Annotated in this window: 14 protein-coding genes; 3 read left to right on the top strand and 11 right to left on the bottom strand. The window is 72.0% G+C overall.

The window, feature by feature from the left end; genetic code table 11:
- The first annotated feature begins 118 nt into the window (after positions 1-118).
- Together EDD90_RS02420 and EDD90_RS02415 are read left to right on the top strand one after the other, a co-directional pair.
- Positions 119-1,102: an aldo/keto reductase gene (locus EDD90_RS02420; protein ID WP_123971503.1), complete on the top strand. Its 984-nt coding sequence runs from the start codon at positions 119-121 to the stop codon at positions 1,100-1,102.
- A gap of 94 nt (positions 1,103-1,196) precedes the next feature.
- Positions 1,197-1,682, top strand: a complete 486-nt coding sequence (locus EDD90_RS02415) for a DUF6328 family protein (protein WP_123971502.1) — start codon at positions 1,197-1,199, stop codon at positions 1,680-1,682.
- Here the strand turns inward: EDD90_RS02415 and EDD90_RS02410 are convergent.
- The 10 genes from EDD90_RS02410 to EDD90_RS02365 form a co-directional block, all read right to left on the bottom strand.
- A complete protein-coding gene (locus tag EDD90_RS02410) occupies positions 1,667-2,335 on the bottom strand; it encodes a DUF2238 domain-containing protein (protein WP_123971501.1) in 669 nt (222 codons plus the stop codon). The two genes, EDD90_RS02415 and EDD90_RS02410, sit on opposite strands and share 16 nt — an antisense overlap.
- Positions 2,336-2,402: 67 nt before the next feature.
- Positions 2,403-2,828, bottom strand: coding sequence for an SsgA family sporulation/cell division regulator (locus EDD90_RS02405; protein WP_123971500.1), 426 nt, complete (start codon positions 2,826-2,828; stop codon positions 2,403-2,405).
- 129 nt (positions 2,829-2,957) lie between these two features.
- Positions 2,958-3,995 carry a hypothetical protein gene (locus tag EDD90_RS02400; RefSeq protein ID WP_123971499.1) on the bottom strand — a complete coding sequence of 346 codons (1,038 nt, stop codon included), beginning with the start codon at positions 3,993-3,995 and terminating at the stop codon, positions 2,958-2,960.
- A 195-nt stretch (positions 3,996-4,190) separates the two neighbouring features.
- Entirely contained in the window at positions 4,191-5,801 is a 1,611-nt protein-coding gene (locus EDD90_RS02395) for a serine/threonine-protein kinase (protein WP_123971498.1), read from the bottom strand.
- Positions 5,802-6,000: 199 nt separating this feature from the next.
- The gene (locus EDD90_RS02390; protein ID WP_123971497.1) at positions 6,001-6,960 is read right to left on the bottom strand and encodes a threonine/serine dehydratase; all 960 of its coding nucleotides are present in this window, start codon (positions 6,958-6,960) and stop codon (positions 6,001-6,003) included.
- Positions 6,961-7,044: 84 nt separating this feature from the next.
- A complete protein-coding gene (locus EDD90_RS02385; protein ID WP_123971496.1) occupies positions 7,045-8,052 on the bottom strand; it encodes a polyprenyl synthetase family protein in 1,008 nt (335 codons plus the stop codon).
- A complete protein-coding gene (locus tag EDD90_RS02380; protein ID WP_123971495.1) occupies positions 8,049-9,089 on the bottom strand; it encodes a tetratricopeptide repeat protein in 1,041 nt (346 codons plus the stop codon). Before EDD90_RS02380 ends, EDD90_RS02385 begins: the two co-directional genes overlap by 4 nt.
- Positions 9,090-9,267: 178 nt before the next feature.
- Positions 9,268-9,945: an AIM24 family protein gene (locus EDD90_RS02375; protein ID WP_123971494.1), complete on the bottom strand. Its 678-nt coding sequence runs from the start codon at positions 9,943-9,945 to the stop codon at positions 9,268-9,270.
- 56 nt (positions 9,946-10,001) lie between these two features.
- On the bottom strand, positions 10,002-11,369 hold the full coding sequence (locus EDD90_RS02370) for a CAP domain-containing protein (RefSeq protein ID WP_123971493.1): 1,368 nt from the start codon (positions 11,367-11,369) through the stop codon (positions 10,002-10,004).
- Positions 11,370-11,523: 154 nt separating this feature from the next.
- Complete coding sequence (locus tag EDD90_RS02365; protein ID WP_185148878.1) at positions 11,524-12,753, bottom strand: serine hydrolase; 1,230 nt, start codon at positions 12,751-12,753, stop codon at positions 11,524-11,526.
- Between the two features lie 310 nt (positions 12,754-13,063).
- Here EDD90_RS02365 and EDD90_RS02360 point away from each other — a divergent pair, with 310 nt between their 5' ends.
- On the top strand, positions 13,064-14,839 hold the full coding sequence (locus tag EDD90_RS02360) for a M4 family metallopeptidase (protein WP_123971492.1): 1,776 nt from the start codon (positions 13,064-13,066) through the stop codon (positions 14,837-14,839).
- A 54-nt stretch (positions 14,840-14,893) separates the two neighbouring features.
- Here the strand turns inward: EDD90_RS02360 and EDD90_RS02355 are convergent, their stop codons facing one another.
- The gene (locus tag EDD90_RS02355; protein ID WP_123971491.1) at positions 14,894-15,637 is read right to left on the bottom strand and encodes a hypothetical protein; all 744 of its coding nucleotides are present in this window, start codon (positions 15,635-15,637) and stop codon (positions 14,894-14,896) included.
- Between the last annotated feature and the right edge of the window lie 76 nt (positions 15,638-15,713).

Here is a 15,713-nt window from a genome sequence, read left to right as displayed (position 1 = left end):
TTGACGCACAGCCGATTTCTGTCGAACACAATCACCCGTGTGAGTGAAGGATTCATAGGTGGGCGGGGTCGAACCGACCCGTGACAGCGTTGTCGGCGGCGGATGACACACTGACGCCATGGACGAACGCGTAATCGGCAGGTCGGGACAGCGGGCATCGGTCGTCGGCCTCGGCACATGGCAGCTCGGCGCCGACTGGGGCGACGTGGACGAGAAGGACGCCCACGCCGTCCTGGAGACGGCGGCCGAGTCGGGGGTGACCTTCTTCGACACCGCCGACGTGTACGGCGACGGACGCAGCGAGCAGACCATCGCCGGCTTCCTGAGCGGCAGGCCGGACCTGCATGTGCTGGTGGCCACCAAGATGGGCCGCCGGGTCGACCAGATCCCGGAGAACTACGTCCTGGACAACTTCCGAGCGTGGAACGACCGCTCGCGCCGCAACCTCGGCGTGGACCGCCTGGACCTGGTCCAGCTGCACTGCCCGCCGACCCCCGTCTACTCCTTGGACGAGGTGTACGACGCCCTCGACACGATGGTCGAGGAGGAGCGGATCGCGGCCTACGGCGTCAGCGTCGAGACCTGCGAGGAGGCGCTGACCGCGATCGCCCGCCCCGGTGTGGCGAGCGTGCAGATCATCCTCAACCCGTTCCGGATGAAGCCGCTGCGCGAGGTGCTCCCGGCGGCCCGGGAGGCCGGCGTCGGCATCATCGCGCGCGTGCCGCTCGCCTCCGGTCTGCTGTCCGGCAAGTACACCAAGGACACCGTCTTCGCGGCCGACGACCACCGCACCTACAACCGGCACGGCGAGGCCTTCGACCAGGGCGAGACCTTCTCCGGTGTGGACTACACGACGGGCGTCGAGGCCGCCGCCGAGTTCGCCGCCCTCGCCCCCGAGGGGTACACCCCGGCCCAGCTCGCCCTGCGCTGGATCATCGACCAGCCGGGTGTCACGACGGTGATCCCGGGCGCCCGCAACCCGGAGCAGGCCCGCGCCAACGCGGCCGCCGCCAAGCTCCCGGAGCTGTCCGCGGAGACGGTCACCGCGATCCGCGAGCTCTACGACCGCCGGATCAAGGACCAGGTCGAGAACCGCTGGTAGACCATCCGCCGGGAGCGGTACGCACACCACCGCTCCCGGCCGCCCAGCCCCTGCCCCCCGTTTGAACGATCTTCCGCGCGGTTACCCGCATCGCATGAGCGAGCCAGCGCGGCGGACCGGACGCGACGAGTCGGAGGAGGAGCGCGCCGACCGGATGTGGACCGAGCTCATCCAGGAGGTGCGGGTCGCGCAGACCGGTGTGCAGATCCTCTTCGGGTTCCTGCTCACCGTGGTCTTCCAGCAGAAGTACGCGGAGCTGTCCCACACCGACAAGACGATCTACATCGTCACCGTCGTCCTCGGCGCCTCCGCCACCGGCGCCCTCATCGGCCCGGTGTCCCTGCACCGGCTGGTCGCGGGCCGGAGGGTGAAGCCGCAGGCGGTCCGGCTCGCCGCCCGGCTGACCTCGGTCGGCCTGTTCCTGCTGCTGGCCACCATGACCGCCTCCCTGGTGCTGATCCTCCGGGTGGCCACCGACGGCAGCCTTGTCACCTGGGTGGTCGCGGTCGTCGTGGTCTGGTACCTGGTGTGCTGGTACGGCCTGCCGCTGTGGTCCCGGCGCCGTCACACCACCCGCTGAGCCGCCTCCAGCGCCCGCAGCTGACGGTCGTGCACCCTGCTGAGCAGCAGCAGTGACACCGTCGCGCCGATCAGCGCGCAGAACATGTCCCACTGGGTGTCCCACACATCGCCCTGAGTGGCCAGGAAGGCGTCCGCGCCGTGCCCGCCGATCTCTGCCGCCAGCCACTCCAGCAGCTCGAAGAACGCGCTGAACGCGAGGCACGCGCACACGGTCAGCGGGGCCAGCCAGCGGCTGCCGCGCAGCGGAGAGGTACGGGTGAGCAGCTCCCGGACCAGGATCGCCGGCACGAAACCCTGCATGAGGTGGCCGAAGCGGTCGTAGGGATTGCGGGCCAGGCCGAAGGTGTCACGCACCCAGTCGCCCACCGGCACCTCGGCATAGGTGTAGTGACCGCCGACGGCGAGCACCAGCGCATGCGCCGCGAGCAGCCCGGTCAGCAGTCCGGTGAGCGGGAAGCGCCGCCAGGTCAGCACCACCAGCGGCAGCCCGGCCAGCACCCACACCGTCTCCAGGAACCAGGTCGTACGGTCCCGGGCGCCCCACGCGGACACGGCCATGCCGGCCACGACCACTGCGGCGAGCGCGGCGGGCGGGACACGGCGCGCGACCCGGTGCGGAAAGGGGCGCGGGTCGGGGTGCACTGCGGTCATGGCGGACTCCTTCTCGTGGGAGCCCCATCGTGGCCGCAGCGCTCGGGCGGAACATGAGTACGGCTACTCAGCCGGTGGCGAGGATCTCCGCGAGTACGTCGTCCACGCGGACCTCTTCCCGGCCGGGCGGCACCGCCATGTACGTGTCGCTCAGGAAGGCGGCGAGCGCCGGAGCCCACACGAACACCACCGCATGGTGCCGCTCGCCGCCGGGCAGCCGATCGCCGAGGAAATCCATCCGCACTTCCCTCCAGCGCCCCTGCCGTACGGGACGCAGCCGTACGTCCCCGACCCCGACCGGCCCTCTCAGAGAGTCGTTCAGCATCTCCCGGTCCAGTCGCCACCGGGCGAGCACCCTGCCGTCCAGGGCGAACACCGCGGTAACGGCGAACGGGTCGTCGGCGTCGTACGCCAGATGGGCCAGGACGGGGCACCGGCCCGTCCCGTCCGCGCGGAGCTGTACCACGAGGGTCCTGTGCACGATGGGGTTCACGCGAGAGGCCTCCGAGAACGATCGGCTTGGTGCCCTCTAGTACCCCTCCCACGTGGAAAATGCTCAATCCGGAGTGGAATTGCCCCACGGGTCCTGGGAGACCGGCGCGATCCGCGGGGCCCGGCCGGCCTACGCGCCCTCCGTGCCCTTCGTACCGCGCAGCGCGGCCAGGCAGGAGCCGATGGCCTGCTGGAGGTCCTCCAGGCGCTGGACCATGTCGTCCTCGTAGAAGTCCTGGGCGTCGTCGAAGGTCAGTTCCTCGAACGCCTTGGTCGCCTTCTGCAGGCTGCTGTAGAACTTGGTGCGCTTCTCCTGGACACGCAGTTCCGGGTCCGCCTCGACCGCCTCGACGACCAGGTTCTTCATGGTGTCGTAGGCGTCGGCCGCCCACTCGCCGGTGTCCTCGTCCTCGTCCAGCTCGTCGAGGAGCGACAGATGGCGCTCCGCCTCCTGGCGCAGCTCGACGGGGGCGTCGACGGTCTGCCCGGCCGGGGTCTTGATCTGGCCGGACTCGGCGATCTGCCGGACGTAGCCGATGCGGTCGGCCGAGCGGCTCTCGGTGGCCACTGCCTTCTTGAGGTCGGCGGTGCGCACCACGTCCCGGGCCAGCACGGTCTGCAGGTCCGGGTCCTCCTTGATCCGGTCCAGGAGCGCGGAGCGGGCGGCGCGCGCGGTGGACGGGTCGGCGAGGATCGCGGCGCGCAGCGCGGTCGGGTTCTCCGCGACCTCCAGGGCCTTCGTGGGCCGGATGCCTTCGGCTTCGGCGGCCTCGGCGATGGCGGTGCCGCGCTCGGAGGTGGCGCTGTTGCGGGAGACGTAGTAGCTCAACCACACGTCGGAGTCAGGGAGTTCGACCTCCTGGCCCGGGGTCAGTGCCTCGAAGTGCGGGACCAGACCGTCGTCGGCCGCCCGGTCCCAGGCCTTGTAGTAGCGCATGACCCGCTCCGGGGAGCAGCCGGCCAGCTCGGCGAACTCCTTCGCCGACACCTTCGGGGTCTCCTCCGCGCCCTGTCCGCCCGGCCGCACACTGCGGGCCACCATCAGACCGAACGTCCAGCCCCCGGTCCGCACGTAGGCGCCGAACTCACGGGCGTCCCGCGCCACCAGGTCGGACAGGGGAGCCGGGGACTCGGTGGACGTCTCGGACGGGTCGATCGCTAGGGTCACGGAGGACACTCCTGAAGGCTGCCGGACTGCGTACGTACAGACCGGCAGCCTATATCGACCCATTGGCCGGGGTTTGCCACACCGTCGAAGACCGGCCGAGTGCGTCGCGCAGCGCCGGCGACAGCGTCTGCCACGCGCTCCGAGGCTCCCCGGCAGGCGCGCGGAGAACGGCCGGGCCCCCGAACGGCCCGCCCCCTACACCCGGAACGTGGCCAGGAACGTCTTCGTCGCCAGCTTGTCGGCGGCGTCGTCCCAGGCGGCGGCGGGTGTCGTGATGCGCAGCGAGAAACTGCGGCCGCCGCCGAGCAGGAAGCCGCGGCCGAAGGTGTGCACCCGGTCGGCGCCGGTTCCCGACAGCCACTCCATGTCGGCCCCCTTGTAGCCCTGGTAGGTGGTGGCCTCGATCTCGCCGACCCGCTGGTAGCCGGGCAGCTTCTCCAGCTGCGGCTCCACGTCGTCCCGCCAGACGGCGACCGGGTCGGGCCCCGCCTGGGTGCTGTAGGTGATCGCCAGGGTCCGCAGGTCGTCGCCGCCCGGACCGAACGTGATCCGGTAGGCGTCGCCCGCCCGCGAGGTGTCCAGGCGCTTCCAGCCCGTCGGGAGCGCCACGGAGAACCCCTCCGGGGCGGTGTACCGGTGGAAACCGGCCGGGAGGTATCCGGCCGTGGCCGTTGCCGACGCCGAGGGCGACGGGCTGGGACGGGGCGATGCCGACGTCCCGGACGGGGACGGGGACGCGCTCGACGTACCGCCCTTGCCGTCCGTGCTGTTGCCCGGGTCCGTGGCCGTCGCCGAGGCGGTCGGCGCCGACCCCGCCGTGTTGGCGCCCGGAAGCCCCTGGGTCGCGGCCAGCACCGCGACCGACACGGTCACCACGGCCAGCGCCGTCCCGCCGATCATGGTCGTCCGGCTCCACCCCGACGACCGGGCCGCCACATAGGCACCGCGCAGCCGGGACACGGGGGCCGGCTGCACCGTCGCGTCCGGGTCCTCGTCCAGGACACGTGTCAGCGCATCCCGTACCGCCGGCCGGGTCAGCCGTTCCCGGGAGTTCTTCCGCAGCAGCCCCTGTACCACCTGGGTCAGCGGCCCGGCGCGCAGCGGGGTGCGCAACGGCAGCCGGTCCACGCCTTTCAGCGTGGCGTCGGCCTTGCCCCGGTCCCGGAACGGCGGCCGCCCCTCGACCATCGTGTAGAGAATCGCGCCGAGCGCCCACAGATCGGCCGACGGCCCGATGCGCTCGTCCCGGGCCTGCTCCGGGGACGCGAACGACGGAGCGGTGACCCGGGGGGCCAGGGTGGCGCCCGCGAGACCGAACCCGGTGATCACGACCGGGCCCTTGTCCCGGACGAAGATCTGGCCGGGGCTGAGCTCGCCGTGCGTGTAGCCGTCGCCGTGCGCGGCCTCCAGCACGTCGAGCACCTCGAGGCCGATCCGGGCGGCCCGGATGTAGTTGAACGTGCTCTGGTGGGCGAGGAGTTCACTGAGCGGGGTGCCGTCGATCAGCTCCGTGACCGTCCACAGCGCGCCCGCCTCCTCGAAGGCGTCGATCACCATCGCGACCCGGCCGGGGCGCAGCGCGCTCATGACCTCGGAGGAGCGGAGGATGCGCGCGGTGGTCCGGCGCACGATGTCGTCGGTGAGGGCGCCGGGCAGCACGATCTGGGTCACCAGCCGCGGTCGCTCGGCCTGTATGTCCTCCGCGTACCAGCTGATGCGGTTCGGCTCGCGGTCGGCGACTTCGAGGAGCCGGTACCTTCCGGCGACCAACTCTTGTGCGGAGACATGCGCCTTGACCATCGTCATCCCTCGCTGAAACCCCTGCCTCGTCTTGACCAGAGGTACGCGGGGCGAGCCCGGGTTTGTTCAAAGAATCTGCAACTCCGGGCCCCTTCTTGCCTTTTATTCAACCGGCCTCAGTGGCCGTGGACTTGAGGAAAACGGCGTATGGCCGGGCTCCGACCTGTGGGTAACCGACGGTAAAAGCCCGGCTGCGGTCCGCTGGTCAGCCCAGCCCGAAGAGCTCGGTCCACTCGGCGATTTCCTGGTGTGTCACATTGCCCCCGCACACCACGAGCCCGATCCGCGCTCCGTCACCGACCCGCTCCAGCACCCGACGGGCGGCGGGGAGCAGACACCCGGCGGCCGGCTCGGTCCACACCTTGGCGTGCTCGGCGAACTCCAGACTGCCCCGCACGGCCTCCCGGTCGGGGACGACGAGGACCTCCTCCACCAGCGCCGACACATGGTCGTACGTCAGCTGCGACACGGACGGCGCGCTGAGCGTCGTCACGATGGACGACACCGCGACCGGCAGCGGCCCGCCCGCCCCGAGCGCCTCGGACATGGCCTGCGCGCCCTCCGTCTCCACACCCCACACCCGCACGTCCGGGCGCCGGGCGCGCAAGGCCGCCGCGACGCCCGCGATCAGGCCCCCGCCGCCGATGCTGACGATCACATCGGTGAGGCCCTCCGCGTCCTCGGCGAACTCCAGGCCCACCGTGCCCTGCCCGGCGATCACGACCGGGTCGTCGAACGGGTGCACCAGGGTGAGCCCTTCGTCCCGCAGCCGCGTCACCAGCTCGAACGCCGAACCCATCCCGTCGGTCAGCCGCACCGACGCCCCGGCCGCCTCGACCAGCCCGATCGACCGGGCGGGCGCCGTACGGGGCATGACCACCGTCGCCTTCACATGGAGGTCCGCGGCCATCACGGCGAGGGCGATGCCGTGATTGCCGCCGCTGACGGCCACCACGCCCGCCGCCCGCTCGGCCTCGCTCAGCGACAGCAGTTTCGCCGTGGCACCACGGGCCTTGAACGAGCCGGTGCGCTGGAGGAGTTCGAGCTTCGCCGTGACCGGGGCGCCGAGCAGCTCCGACAGACCGGGGCTGGGCACGGTGGGCGTGCGTACGACATGTCCGGCGATGAGCCGGGCCGCGGCTTCGATGTCCGAGATGCCGATCAAGGCGGTTCACCCTTCCGGCGCGGGGGGCGGGAAGCCGCGCCGTTCGCACCCTCACCCGATACGACGGCCCAGGTCAACCCGGTTTCAGAGATCCCGGCGCACCAGGAAACCGAGCAGGTCACGCAGCTCCGCCGACGCCGACGCCGGTGGAAGTCCGGCGAGCAGCGCCTCGGCCCGCGCGGTGTGCCGGCGCGCCTCTTCGAGCGCGGCCCTGCGCCCGCCCGCCTCCTCGATCAACGCGGCCGCCTCCGCCGTGCGCCCGGGCGTGTCGAGGAGCTCGGCGAGCTGCGGGCCCGCGGGGGAGCCGAGCGCGGCCAGGACGGGATACGTCTTCTTCCGCTCCCGCAGATCGCCGTGCACGGGCTTGCCGGTGACGGCAGGGTCGCCCCAGATCCCCAGCACGTCGTCGACCAGCTGGAACGCCACGCCGAGCTGCCGTCCGGCCCGGTCCAGCGCGTCCACCGTGGTCTCGGACGCCCCGCCGAGCGCGGCCCCCAGCGCGACGGCACACCCCAGCAGCGCCCCCGTCTTGTGCTCGGCCATCACCCGGTACTCCCGAGCCGACACACCGGTCCAGGGCCGCTCCGCGAACAGCAGGTCGTCCGCCTGCCCGCGCACCAGATCCGCCAGCGTGGCCGACAGCAGCCGTACGGCACCCGGTCCGCCCGGGGCGTCGGCCAGGGTCTGGACGGCGAGCGCGAACAGGGCGTCGCCGGCCAGGACCGCCGGTCCGGTGCCGTACGCCCGCCACACCGCCGGGCGGCGGCGCCGGGTGGCGTCGCCGTCCATGATGTCGTCGTGCAGCAGCGAGAAGGCGTGCACCAGCTCCACCGCGACCGCCGCCGGTACCCCGCGCTCCGCGGGCGCGCCGGCCGCCTCGGCGCCGAGCACCGCCAGCGCCTGCCGTACCCCCTTGCCGCCCGGGACGTCGGCGGGGGAGCCGCCGACCTCGCACCAGCCGAAGGAGTACGCGGCCATCTCACCGACCCAGGGATGCAGCCGCCCCACCGCCGTCTCCAGGGCGGGCCGCACCAGCTTCCGGCAGCGGGCGAGGACGTGCGGGGGAGCGGAGGCGGGCGCGAGCGCGGTCATCGGACGGCCTCCGCCCCGACGCCGAACTCCGCCTGGGCCCGGGTCACCATCTCCCGGGCGTGGCGCAGTCCGGAACGCTCCAGCACGCCCGCGAGGTCGGCCAGTTCGGCCGCCGTCTCGGTGCGGTCCCGGCCCAGGCGGGCCAGCGACTTGGCCAGCCCGAGCCGGGACAGGGCCGCGCCGCGCGGCTCGCTCATGGCCCGGAACTCCGAGAGTGCTGTGTCATACATCGCGCGCGCCTCGGCGTACCGCCCGGCCCGGTAGAGGACGTTGCCGCGCATCTTGTGGTTGTAGGCGAGCGCGCTGGACAGGTTCATCTCCCGGCAGGACGCCTCCGCCTCGGAGAGCAGTTCGAGCGCCCGCCCGGTGGCGCCGTCGCGCACCGACACGATGTCGGCGAGCCCGCGCAGCGCCCAGGCGTGCCCGCGCCGGTCCTCTGCCCGTGCCGCTATCTGCGCCGCCTCCTCGAACAGCGCGTACGCCGTGTCGTACGACCCGGTGTTGCGGTGCATCTGCGCGATGCCCTCCAGCGCCCACACCGTGTGCCGGGCCTCGCCGCGCCGCCGCGCCTCGGCGAGCAACTGCTCGTGCAGCCGCCCCACGGCCTCGTAGTCGCCCTGGATCCGGCCGGTCTCGGCGAGCCCGGCCAGTGAGTAGCCGCGGACGACGATGTCACCGCCCCGGTCGCCGAGTTCGGCCGCCAGCGCCAGCAGCCGCCTGGCGAGCGGGAACGTCCCGCGCTGCCGGGCCAGGGTGCCGCCGCTCCACAGCGCCCACGCCATCGCCCCGGTGTTCCCGGCGGCCCGGGCGGCGCGGTAGCTCGCCTTCCAGGCCCGGTCGGCCTCCTCCACCTGACCCAGCCGCCGGTGCGCCTCGGCGACGGCCAGTCCGCAGCGCGCCTGTTCGTCCCGGCTGCCGGACCGCTCGGCCTCCCGGAGCCGCTCGGTACCCTCGGCCAGCACGTCGACGAGCGACGAGTTCACGGACAGGGAGGTCAACGCGCCCTGGTACTCCGGGGCGAATGCCTTGCCGTACATACGTGCCTCTCTACGCGCGGCGCGTATACACCTCGTCTATACATGGCATGTATACACGGTGCGTATAGTGCGCCCGAAATATGCCCTGGCCGCGGGGGCCAGGGCTTCGCTGTTGTGAATCAAGACGTGGGTACAGCCACCGGGGTTGCCTGCGTGGTGTGGATCACCGGACGGGACGTCAGTGCTGCTGTGCCTTCTGCGGGGTCAGCTCGCTCGGCCGCACCACCACGAACCCCTCGCCCTGGAGCATCAGTTGGACCGCTTCGCCCGAACCGCCGCGCAGCATCGAGCCGATGGACTGCGAGCGGTGCAGCGAGGTCTGCAGCTGCGCGGTCCACCCCACCACCGCGTCCGTGTCCACGTACAGCGGAGTCTGCGGCGAGACCGGTATCACCAGCGGGTTGCCGTCACAGATCAGCCCGAGCTTGCCGTACCCGGTGAACACGCTGTTGAACAGACCGCCGCCGGCGATGCCGGAGCCCTTCACGGTCTTGATCTCGTACGACAGTGAGGCGTCGAAACACAGGACGTTGCGGCCGTTGACCGTGAACTGGTCGCCGGGCTCGACCTCGACGATGAAACAGTTCTGTGCCTCGTGCGCGAACCAGGCCTCGCCCTGGCCCTGTACGGACATCAGGGGCAGCCCCTCGCCGGTGACCGCGCGCTTGAGCATCCCGCCCACGCCCTGGCCCTTGCGCTCGAACTTCAGACTGCCGCGGTGCGCGATCATCGCGCCCTGACGGGCGTACATCTCGCCGTTCACCGCGTACTTGAGGCACTTCGCGTTCTCGACCGTCATGCCCGGCTCGACGGACGGCAGCACTATGTGCTCGCTGGAAAAGAGATCACCCTTCATGCCGGGCATGGTGTCCCGGACCGACCCGTTCCGCCAAGATCGCGGACGGTACCGGTTCAGGCACCGAACAGCTGGGTCCAGTAGGTACCCGCCCGGCCGCCGCCCGCGAAGCCGATGCCTATGTGGGTGAACTCCGGTTTGAGGATGTTGGCCCGGTGGCCGGGGCTGTTCATCCAGCCGTCCACCACCTCGGCGGCCGAGCGCTGGCCGCAGGCGATGTTCTCGCCGATGGTGCGCCGCCGGGAGCCCGCGGCGGCGGCCCGGTCCCAGGGCTGGGTGCCCTCGGGGGAGGTGTGCGAGTAGAAGTCTCGGGTCGCCATGTCCGTGCTGTACGCCTGCGCGGCCGTCGCCAGCTGCGGATCCACCGCGAGCGGCCGCAGCCCGGCCCGGGTGCGCTCCCCATTGGTGAGGTCGACGACCTCGGAACGTGTGCGGGCCAGTGCGGCCGGGGTGAGGGGTCTGGCCCACAGTGCGGTCCAGTAGGTGTCCCCGTCCCCCGGCCCGCGGACATGGGCCAGGCCGGCGTGGGTGAAGGCCGGGTCGAGCAGGGTGCGCCGGGCGTCCTCGGTGCGCAGGCAGTAGTCGACGAACTCGGCCGGGGTCCGGGGGCCGGAGACGAGGTGTTCGCCGACCGCGACATACGCGAAACCGGTGGCGCCGATCCGCTGGTGGACGGAGACGCCGTCGCGGCTCTCGGTGGCCAGCCGCCCGGCGTCGGCCATCGCGCCGGCGTGGGCGAGGGCGGCGGAGGTGAGCCGGGCGTCGGGGGCCACCGGTGGGCGACCGGCCCCGGCGCGGGCGGAGTTGACCAGACGCAGCAGGCCGTCCGGATCGGGGAGGGCGGTGGCCGGGGGACGGGGCGGTGTGGTCGCCGAGGGCCGGGGCGGCCCGGCCGCCGTGCGCTGCGCGGGGATGGCCGCGCGGAAACCGGACGAAGGCTGCTGGTCCTCGACGACATCGACACCGAAGTCCCGGGCCAGCCCGGCCAGTCCGTCCGCGTACCCCTGCCCGATCGCGCGCAGCTTCCAGCCGGTGGCCCGGTGGTATATCTCGGCGAGCAGCAGGAGCGTCTCGGTCTGCGGGCGCGACGGCGCGAAGCGGGCCACCGTACGGCCGAGACGGTCGGCGACGTGCAGTGCGGCGGCCGGGAGCCGGCCGAGCGGGGTGCCGGGCTCGGCGGCGGTGACCGCGAGGGTGACACGCTCGGCGCCGGTCCGCAGCAGGGCCGGTTCGACGGTCAGGGTGTCGCCGCGCAGCCGGACGCCGGGCGCGTCCGGCTGGTTGTAGAACACGAAGTCGGCGTCGCCGCCGACCTTGCCGCTCCCGTCGGTGATCAGTGCCGACAGGTCGAAGGGACCGGGCACCCGCAGCGTCAGCGCGCCGCCCGGAAGGGGCAGATTGCCCCCGGCGACCAGCTCGCTCATCGCGCCGCCTCTGCGAGGTCAGGGGCCGAACATCGCGCCCGGTGGGGGAGTCGCCGGTAGAACGTCCGGCCCGGGCGCGAGGTTCCCCCGGCGAGGCGAGGCGTCACTTCGAGGTGTCGCTCCGTGGCGTCACCGCGCGGCGCTCCCCCCAGCGCTACTGCTCCCGCGGCGCGGCCGGCGCCACGTCCTCCCGCTCGACCGGCGTGGCCGAGCTCCGTGTCACGGCCCGCTTGCCGCAGAACGCCGACTCCAGCGTGCCCGCCAGGGTGTTGAGCACCGCCGAGTTGTTGGAGGCGTTGGCGAGCGCGGTGAGGCTGCGCTTGCCGTCCTTGCTGGTGAAGGCGTACGTGTAGTAGCCCTGGACGGCGCCCGTGTGGCCGTACACCGAGATCCCGCAGGACAGGTCGCGGCGGCGCAGGCCCAGGCCGTAGGAGGTGGTGGAGTTGACGCGGCTGAAGCGCTCCATGTCGGCCAGACGCGCGGCCGAGGTCAGCTTTCCGCGGACCAGCGCCGAGTAGAAGGTGTCGAGGTCGCGGGCGGAGGAGATGATCGCGCCCGCGCTCTGCGCCCAGGACACCGTCTGGTCCGTCGCGTCGACCGGCTCGGCGCCCGCCTTGTCGGAGGTGAGGTAGCCGTTGGCGTGCTGTCCGGGGATCTTCGTGTCGGGGTGCACGTAGAAGGTGTCGCTCAGCCGCAGCGGCCGGAAGATGCGGTTCTCGTACTCGGTCTTCACGCTGTGCCCGGTGAGCTTCTCGATGAGCATGCCGGCGACCACGAAGTTGGTGTTGGAGTACGAGTAGGCGGCGCCCGGCGCGTTGGTGCGCGGCTTCGCCAGGGAGAGGTTCACCAGCTCGCGGTAGGTGAAGACCTTGTTCCGGACCGCCTCGAAGCCCGACACGCTGCTCGCGAACATGTCGTTGGTGTAGTCGTACAGACCGCTGCGGTGGCTCAGCACCTGCCGCACGGTGATGCGATCGTCCGGCAGCAGCCCCGGGAGATAGTGGTCGACCGAGGTGTCCAGGGCGAGCTTGTGCTCGTCCACCAGCTGCAGCAGGACGACGGCCGAGAAGGTCTTGGTGACACTGCCGACGCGGAACCGGTCGGCGGTCGTGAGGGCGCGTCCGGTGCTCCGGTCGGCGAGGCCGCGCGTGCTCCCGTAGACCTTCGTGCCGTCGTCGATCCGGGCCAGCGCGCCGGGCGCGCCCTGCGCCACCACCGAGTCCAGCACCGCGGCCAGCCCCGCGGTGTCGGGAGCCGGCAGGGCGGCCGCCGGCTGCGGCTCCGCTCCCGCCCTCCCGGGCGCCGCCTGGGCCGGGACCGTGAGCAGCGACAGCGCCACCGCCCCGAGTACCGCGCTTCTGCCCGCCATTGCCGAGACCACCATCCGGACCCTGCTCCTCTCTGCGCTGTTTCTGATGCGAGATGGGTCACATTCCGTTCAGGGAACCTTCTCGCATCCCGTCACATCTCCACAGTCGACGCACAGTTGGTCATCCCGCGATCACCATGCGGTGCGGTTTCGCAAAGTATTGCCACGAAAAGCAAGAAAAGCGACGAACCGCGCTTTACATGAACATGACTCGTCCGGAAGGGTTGCGGCCCGGGGCCCGACCAGCCCCCTTGGCGCCCGACAGCGCCATGCCGCACGGCGGTCGGTGACCTCGACCGCCGTCCGAACAAAGGAACCCTGATCAGTGCGTAGCGCGCACATACGCAGCGTGGCGGTCGCCGTCGCAGTGGTGGCGGTCGCCACGGGCCTGGCCGATACGGCCCTGGCCGGTCCCACCACGGGGGCACAGCAGACGGCCGCCGCCACCACGGCCGCGCAGGTGGTACAGGCGGCGCGGGCCGCGGCCTTCGCCCACGCCACGGCCACCGGTGTCGGCGCGGGCGACGAGCTCCAGCCACAGGACGTGATGATCGACCCCGAAGGGGCGCGCCATGTCCGCTTCGTCCGCACCCACCGGGGCATGCCGGTGCTCGGCGGCGACCTCGTCGTCCATCTTTCCCGTCGGTTGGCCTACACCGGTGTCACCCGCGCGGCCGACCACACCGTGAAGCCCGCCGTCACCGAGGCGAAGCTGACGGCCCGGCAGGCGGAGGAGAAGGCCGCCTCGGCCGCCGGTGGCGACGCCGGCACCGCACAGCTCGTGGTGGACGCCCGCGACGGCGCCGCCGCCCTCGCCTACCAGGTGCCGGTCGACGGCGACACCGGCTCCAGCACGGTCGTCGTGGACGCGCTCACCGGCAAGGTGCGCAGCAACACGCCGGACAGCGACCAGTTCCTGTCGCCCAAGGTGCTGAAGACCCTCCGCCGGCGCGGCGAGACCGTCGACCCGGCCACCGGCATCGGTGCACAGGCCGAAGCCTTCGCCGGCTCGTCCGTCTCCGCCGCCCCGCACTACCCGGTGACCGCGCACGGCTCCGGCAAGTCGCTCTTCGTCGGCAAGGTCGCGCTCACCACCACGCAGACCGCCCGCACGAGCTTCCTGCTCAAGGACCCCACCCGCTACGGCACCGAGACCCGGGACGCCAAGGGCAAGGAGACCGAGAGCTTCGCCCAGGGCACCAAGTTCACCAGCACCACCGACAGCTGGGGCAACGGCGCCACCACCAACAGGGGCAGCGCCGCCGCCGACGCCCAGTACGGCATCACCGAGACCCTGGACTTCTACAAGAAGACCTTCGGCCGCAAGGGCATCGCGAACAACTCCAAGCCCGCCCGCGCCATGGTCCACTGGGGCAACAAGGTCGGCAACGCCTTCTGGGACTCGACCTGCGGCTGCATGCTGTACGGCGACGGCGACGGCGACGAGATCAAGAAGCCGCTGGTCGTCCTCGACGTCACCGGCCATGAACTGACCCATGGCGTGGTGGACGCGACCGCCAAGCTCGAACCGACCCGGGTCGACAACGACGGCAACCAGTTCGGCGAGCCGGGCGCGCTCAACGAGTCGCTGGCCGACGTCTTCGGCTCCAACGTCGAGTTCTTCGCCAACAACCCGAAGAACCCGCCGAACTACCTCCTCGGCGAGAAGCTGGGCCTCGCGCAGAAGTTCCTGCGCCGCCTCGACCACCCCTCGCTCGACGTCCTCGAAGGCACGGTCGACTACTGGTCGCCCGCGGTGGAGGACGCGGAGGTGCACGCCGGCTCGGGCGTCTCCTCGCACGCCTTCTATCTGCTCGCCGAGGGCAGCGGCCGTAAGACCATCGGCGCCACCACCTACGACTCGCCGACCTACGACGGGTCCACGGTCACAGGCATCGGCCGCGCCAAGGCCACGGCGATCTTCTACCGCGCCCTGACCCGGTACATGGTCTCCTCGACCGACTTCCACGACGCGCGCATCGCGACGCTGAAGGCGGCAACGGACCTCTACGGCGCGAGCAGCGCCGAGTACCGGACGGTCGACCAGGCCTGGGCCGCGGTCAACGTCACCGCCGCCAACACGCCGGCCGCCCGCCGCTGACGGGCCCGCCGCACCGCTGATCCGGGTGCCCCGTCGGGGGGCCGGGCACCCGGATCAGACCCACTGCTCCGCCACCAGCTCGGCCACCGAGAACGCCGTGTCGCAGGACGGGCAGCGCCCCTGCCCGAAGACGTGGGTCAGCGCTTCGGCGACCGCCGGCTGCCCCGCCCGCACCGCCTCGCCATACAGCCGCGCACCGACCCCTGTCAGCCGGTCCGGCCGGGCGGGTGTCAGCTCGCCCCGGCCCGCCGTGGCCGCGTCCGCCCCGGGCCCGGTCACATAGTCCCCGGCGGACACGAACGTCCCGTACCGGCCGAACGCGACGAACAGCCCCTCCGTGCACTGCGGGCACTCCACCTCGTACTCCTCACTGTTCACCCCCTCCAGCGCCTCGGACCAGACCCCGGCCCCCTCGAAGGCCAGCACGGACTGGAGGAAGATCACGAACGAGGGTGCGGGGATCCCGGGATCCGTCAGCAACCCGCGCCCGACGGCGAGGAGTTCGCCGATCTCCCGCTCGTACACCTTGCGGCGCGGGTCCTCGGCGTACGCGGTGATCGCCCCCGCCAGCACCAGCGCATCGGCCGGCCCGCCGGGCGCCCGTCCGCACGCGATCTCCGCCAGCGTCGGCAGCGCGGCCCAACTCGCGTCGTACACCGAGCCCTGATGGCACAGCGCCGACCACAACTCGCTCCACACCGAGTCGTCCTCGGTGCCGCCGAGCCGGGCGAAGAGGCCGGGGATGTCGTCCGCCCGGCCATAGGCGTGGGTCAGCCGGTGCCAGTCGACCGTCGTCATACGGCGATTGTGCGACCCGGCACCGACAACGACGTATCTCGTGGCAACCTCCCCTGCACACCCGACATTTGAAGGC

It is taken from the genome of Streptomyces sp. Ag109_O5-1 (assembly GCF_003814875.1).
Taxonomy (GTDB): Bacteria; Actinomycetota; Actinomycetes; order Streptomycetales; family Streptomycetaceae; genus Streptomyces; species Streptomyces sasae.
The sequence above is the reverse complement of the archived record's forward strand: the minus strand, read 5'-3'. Positions and strand labels throughout refer to the sequence as shown.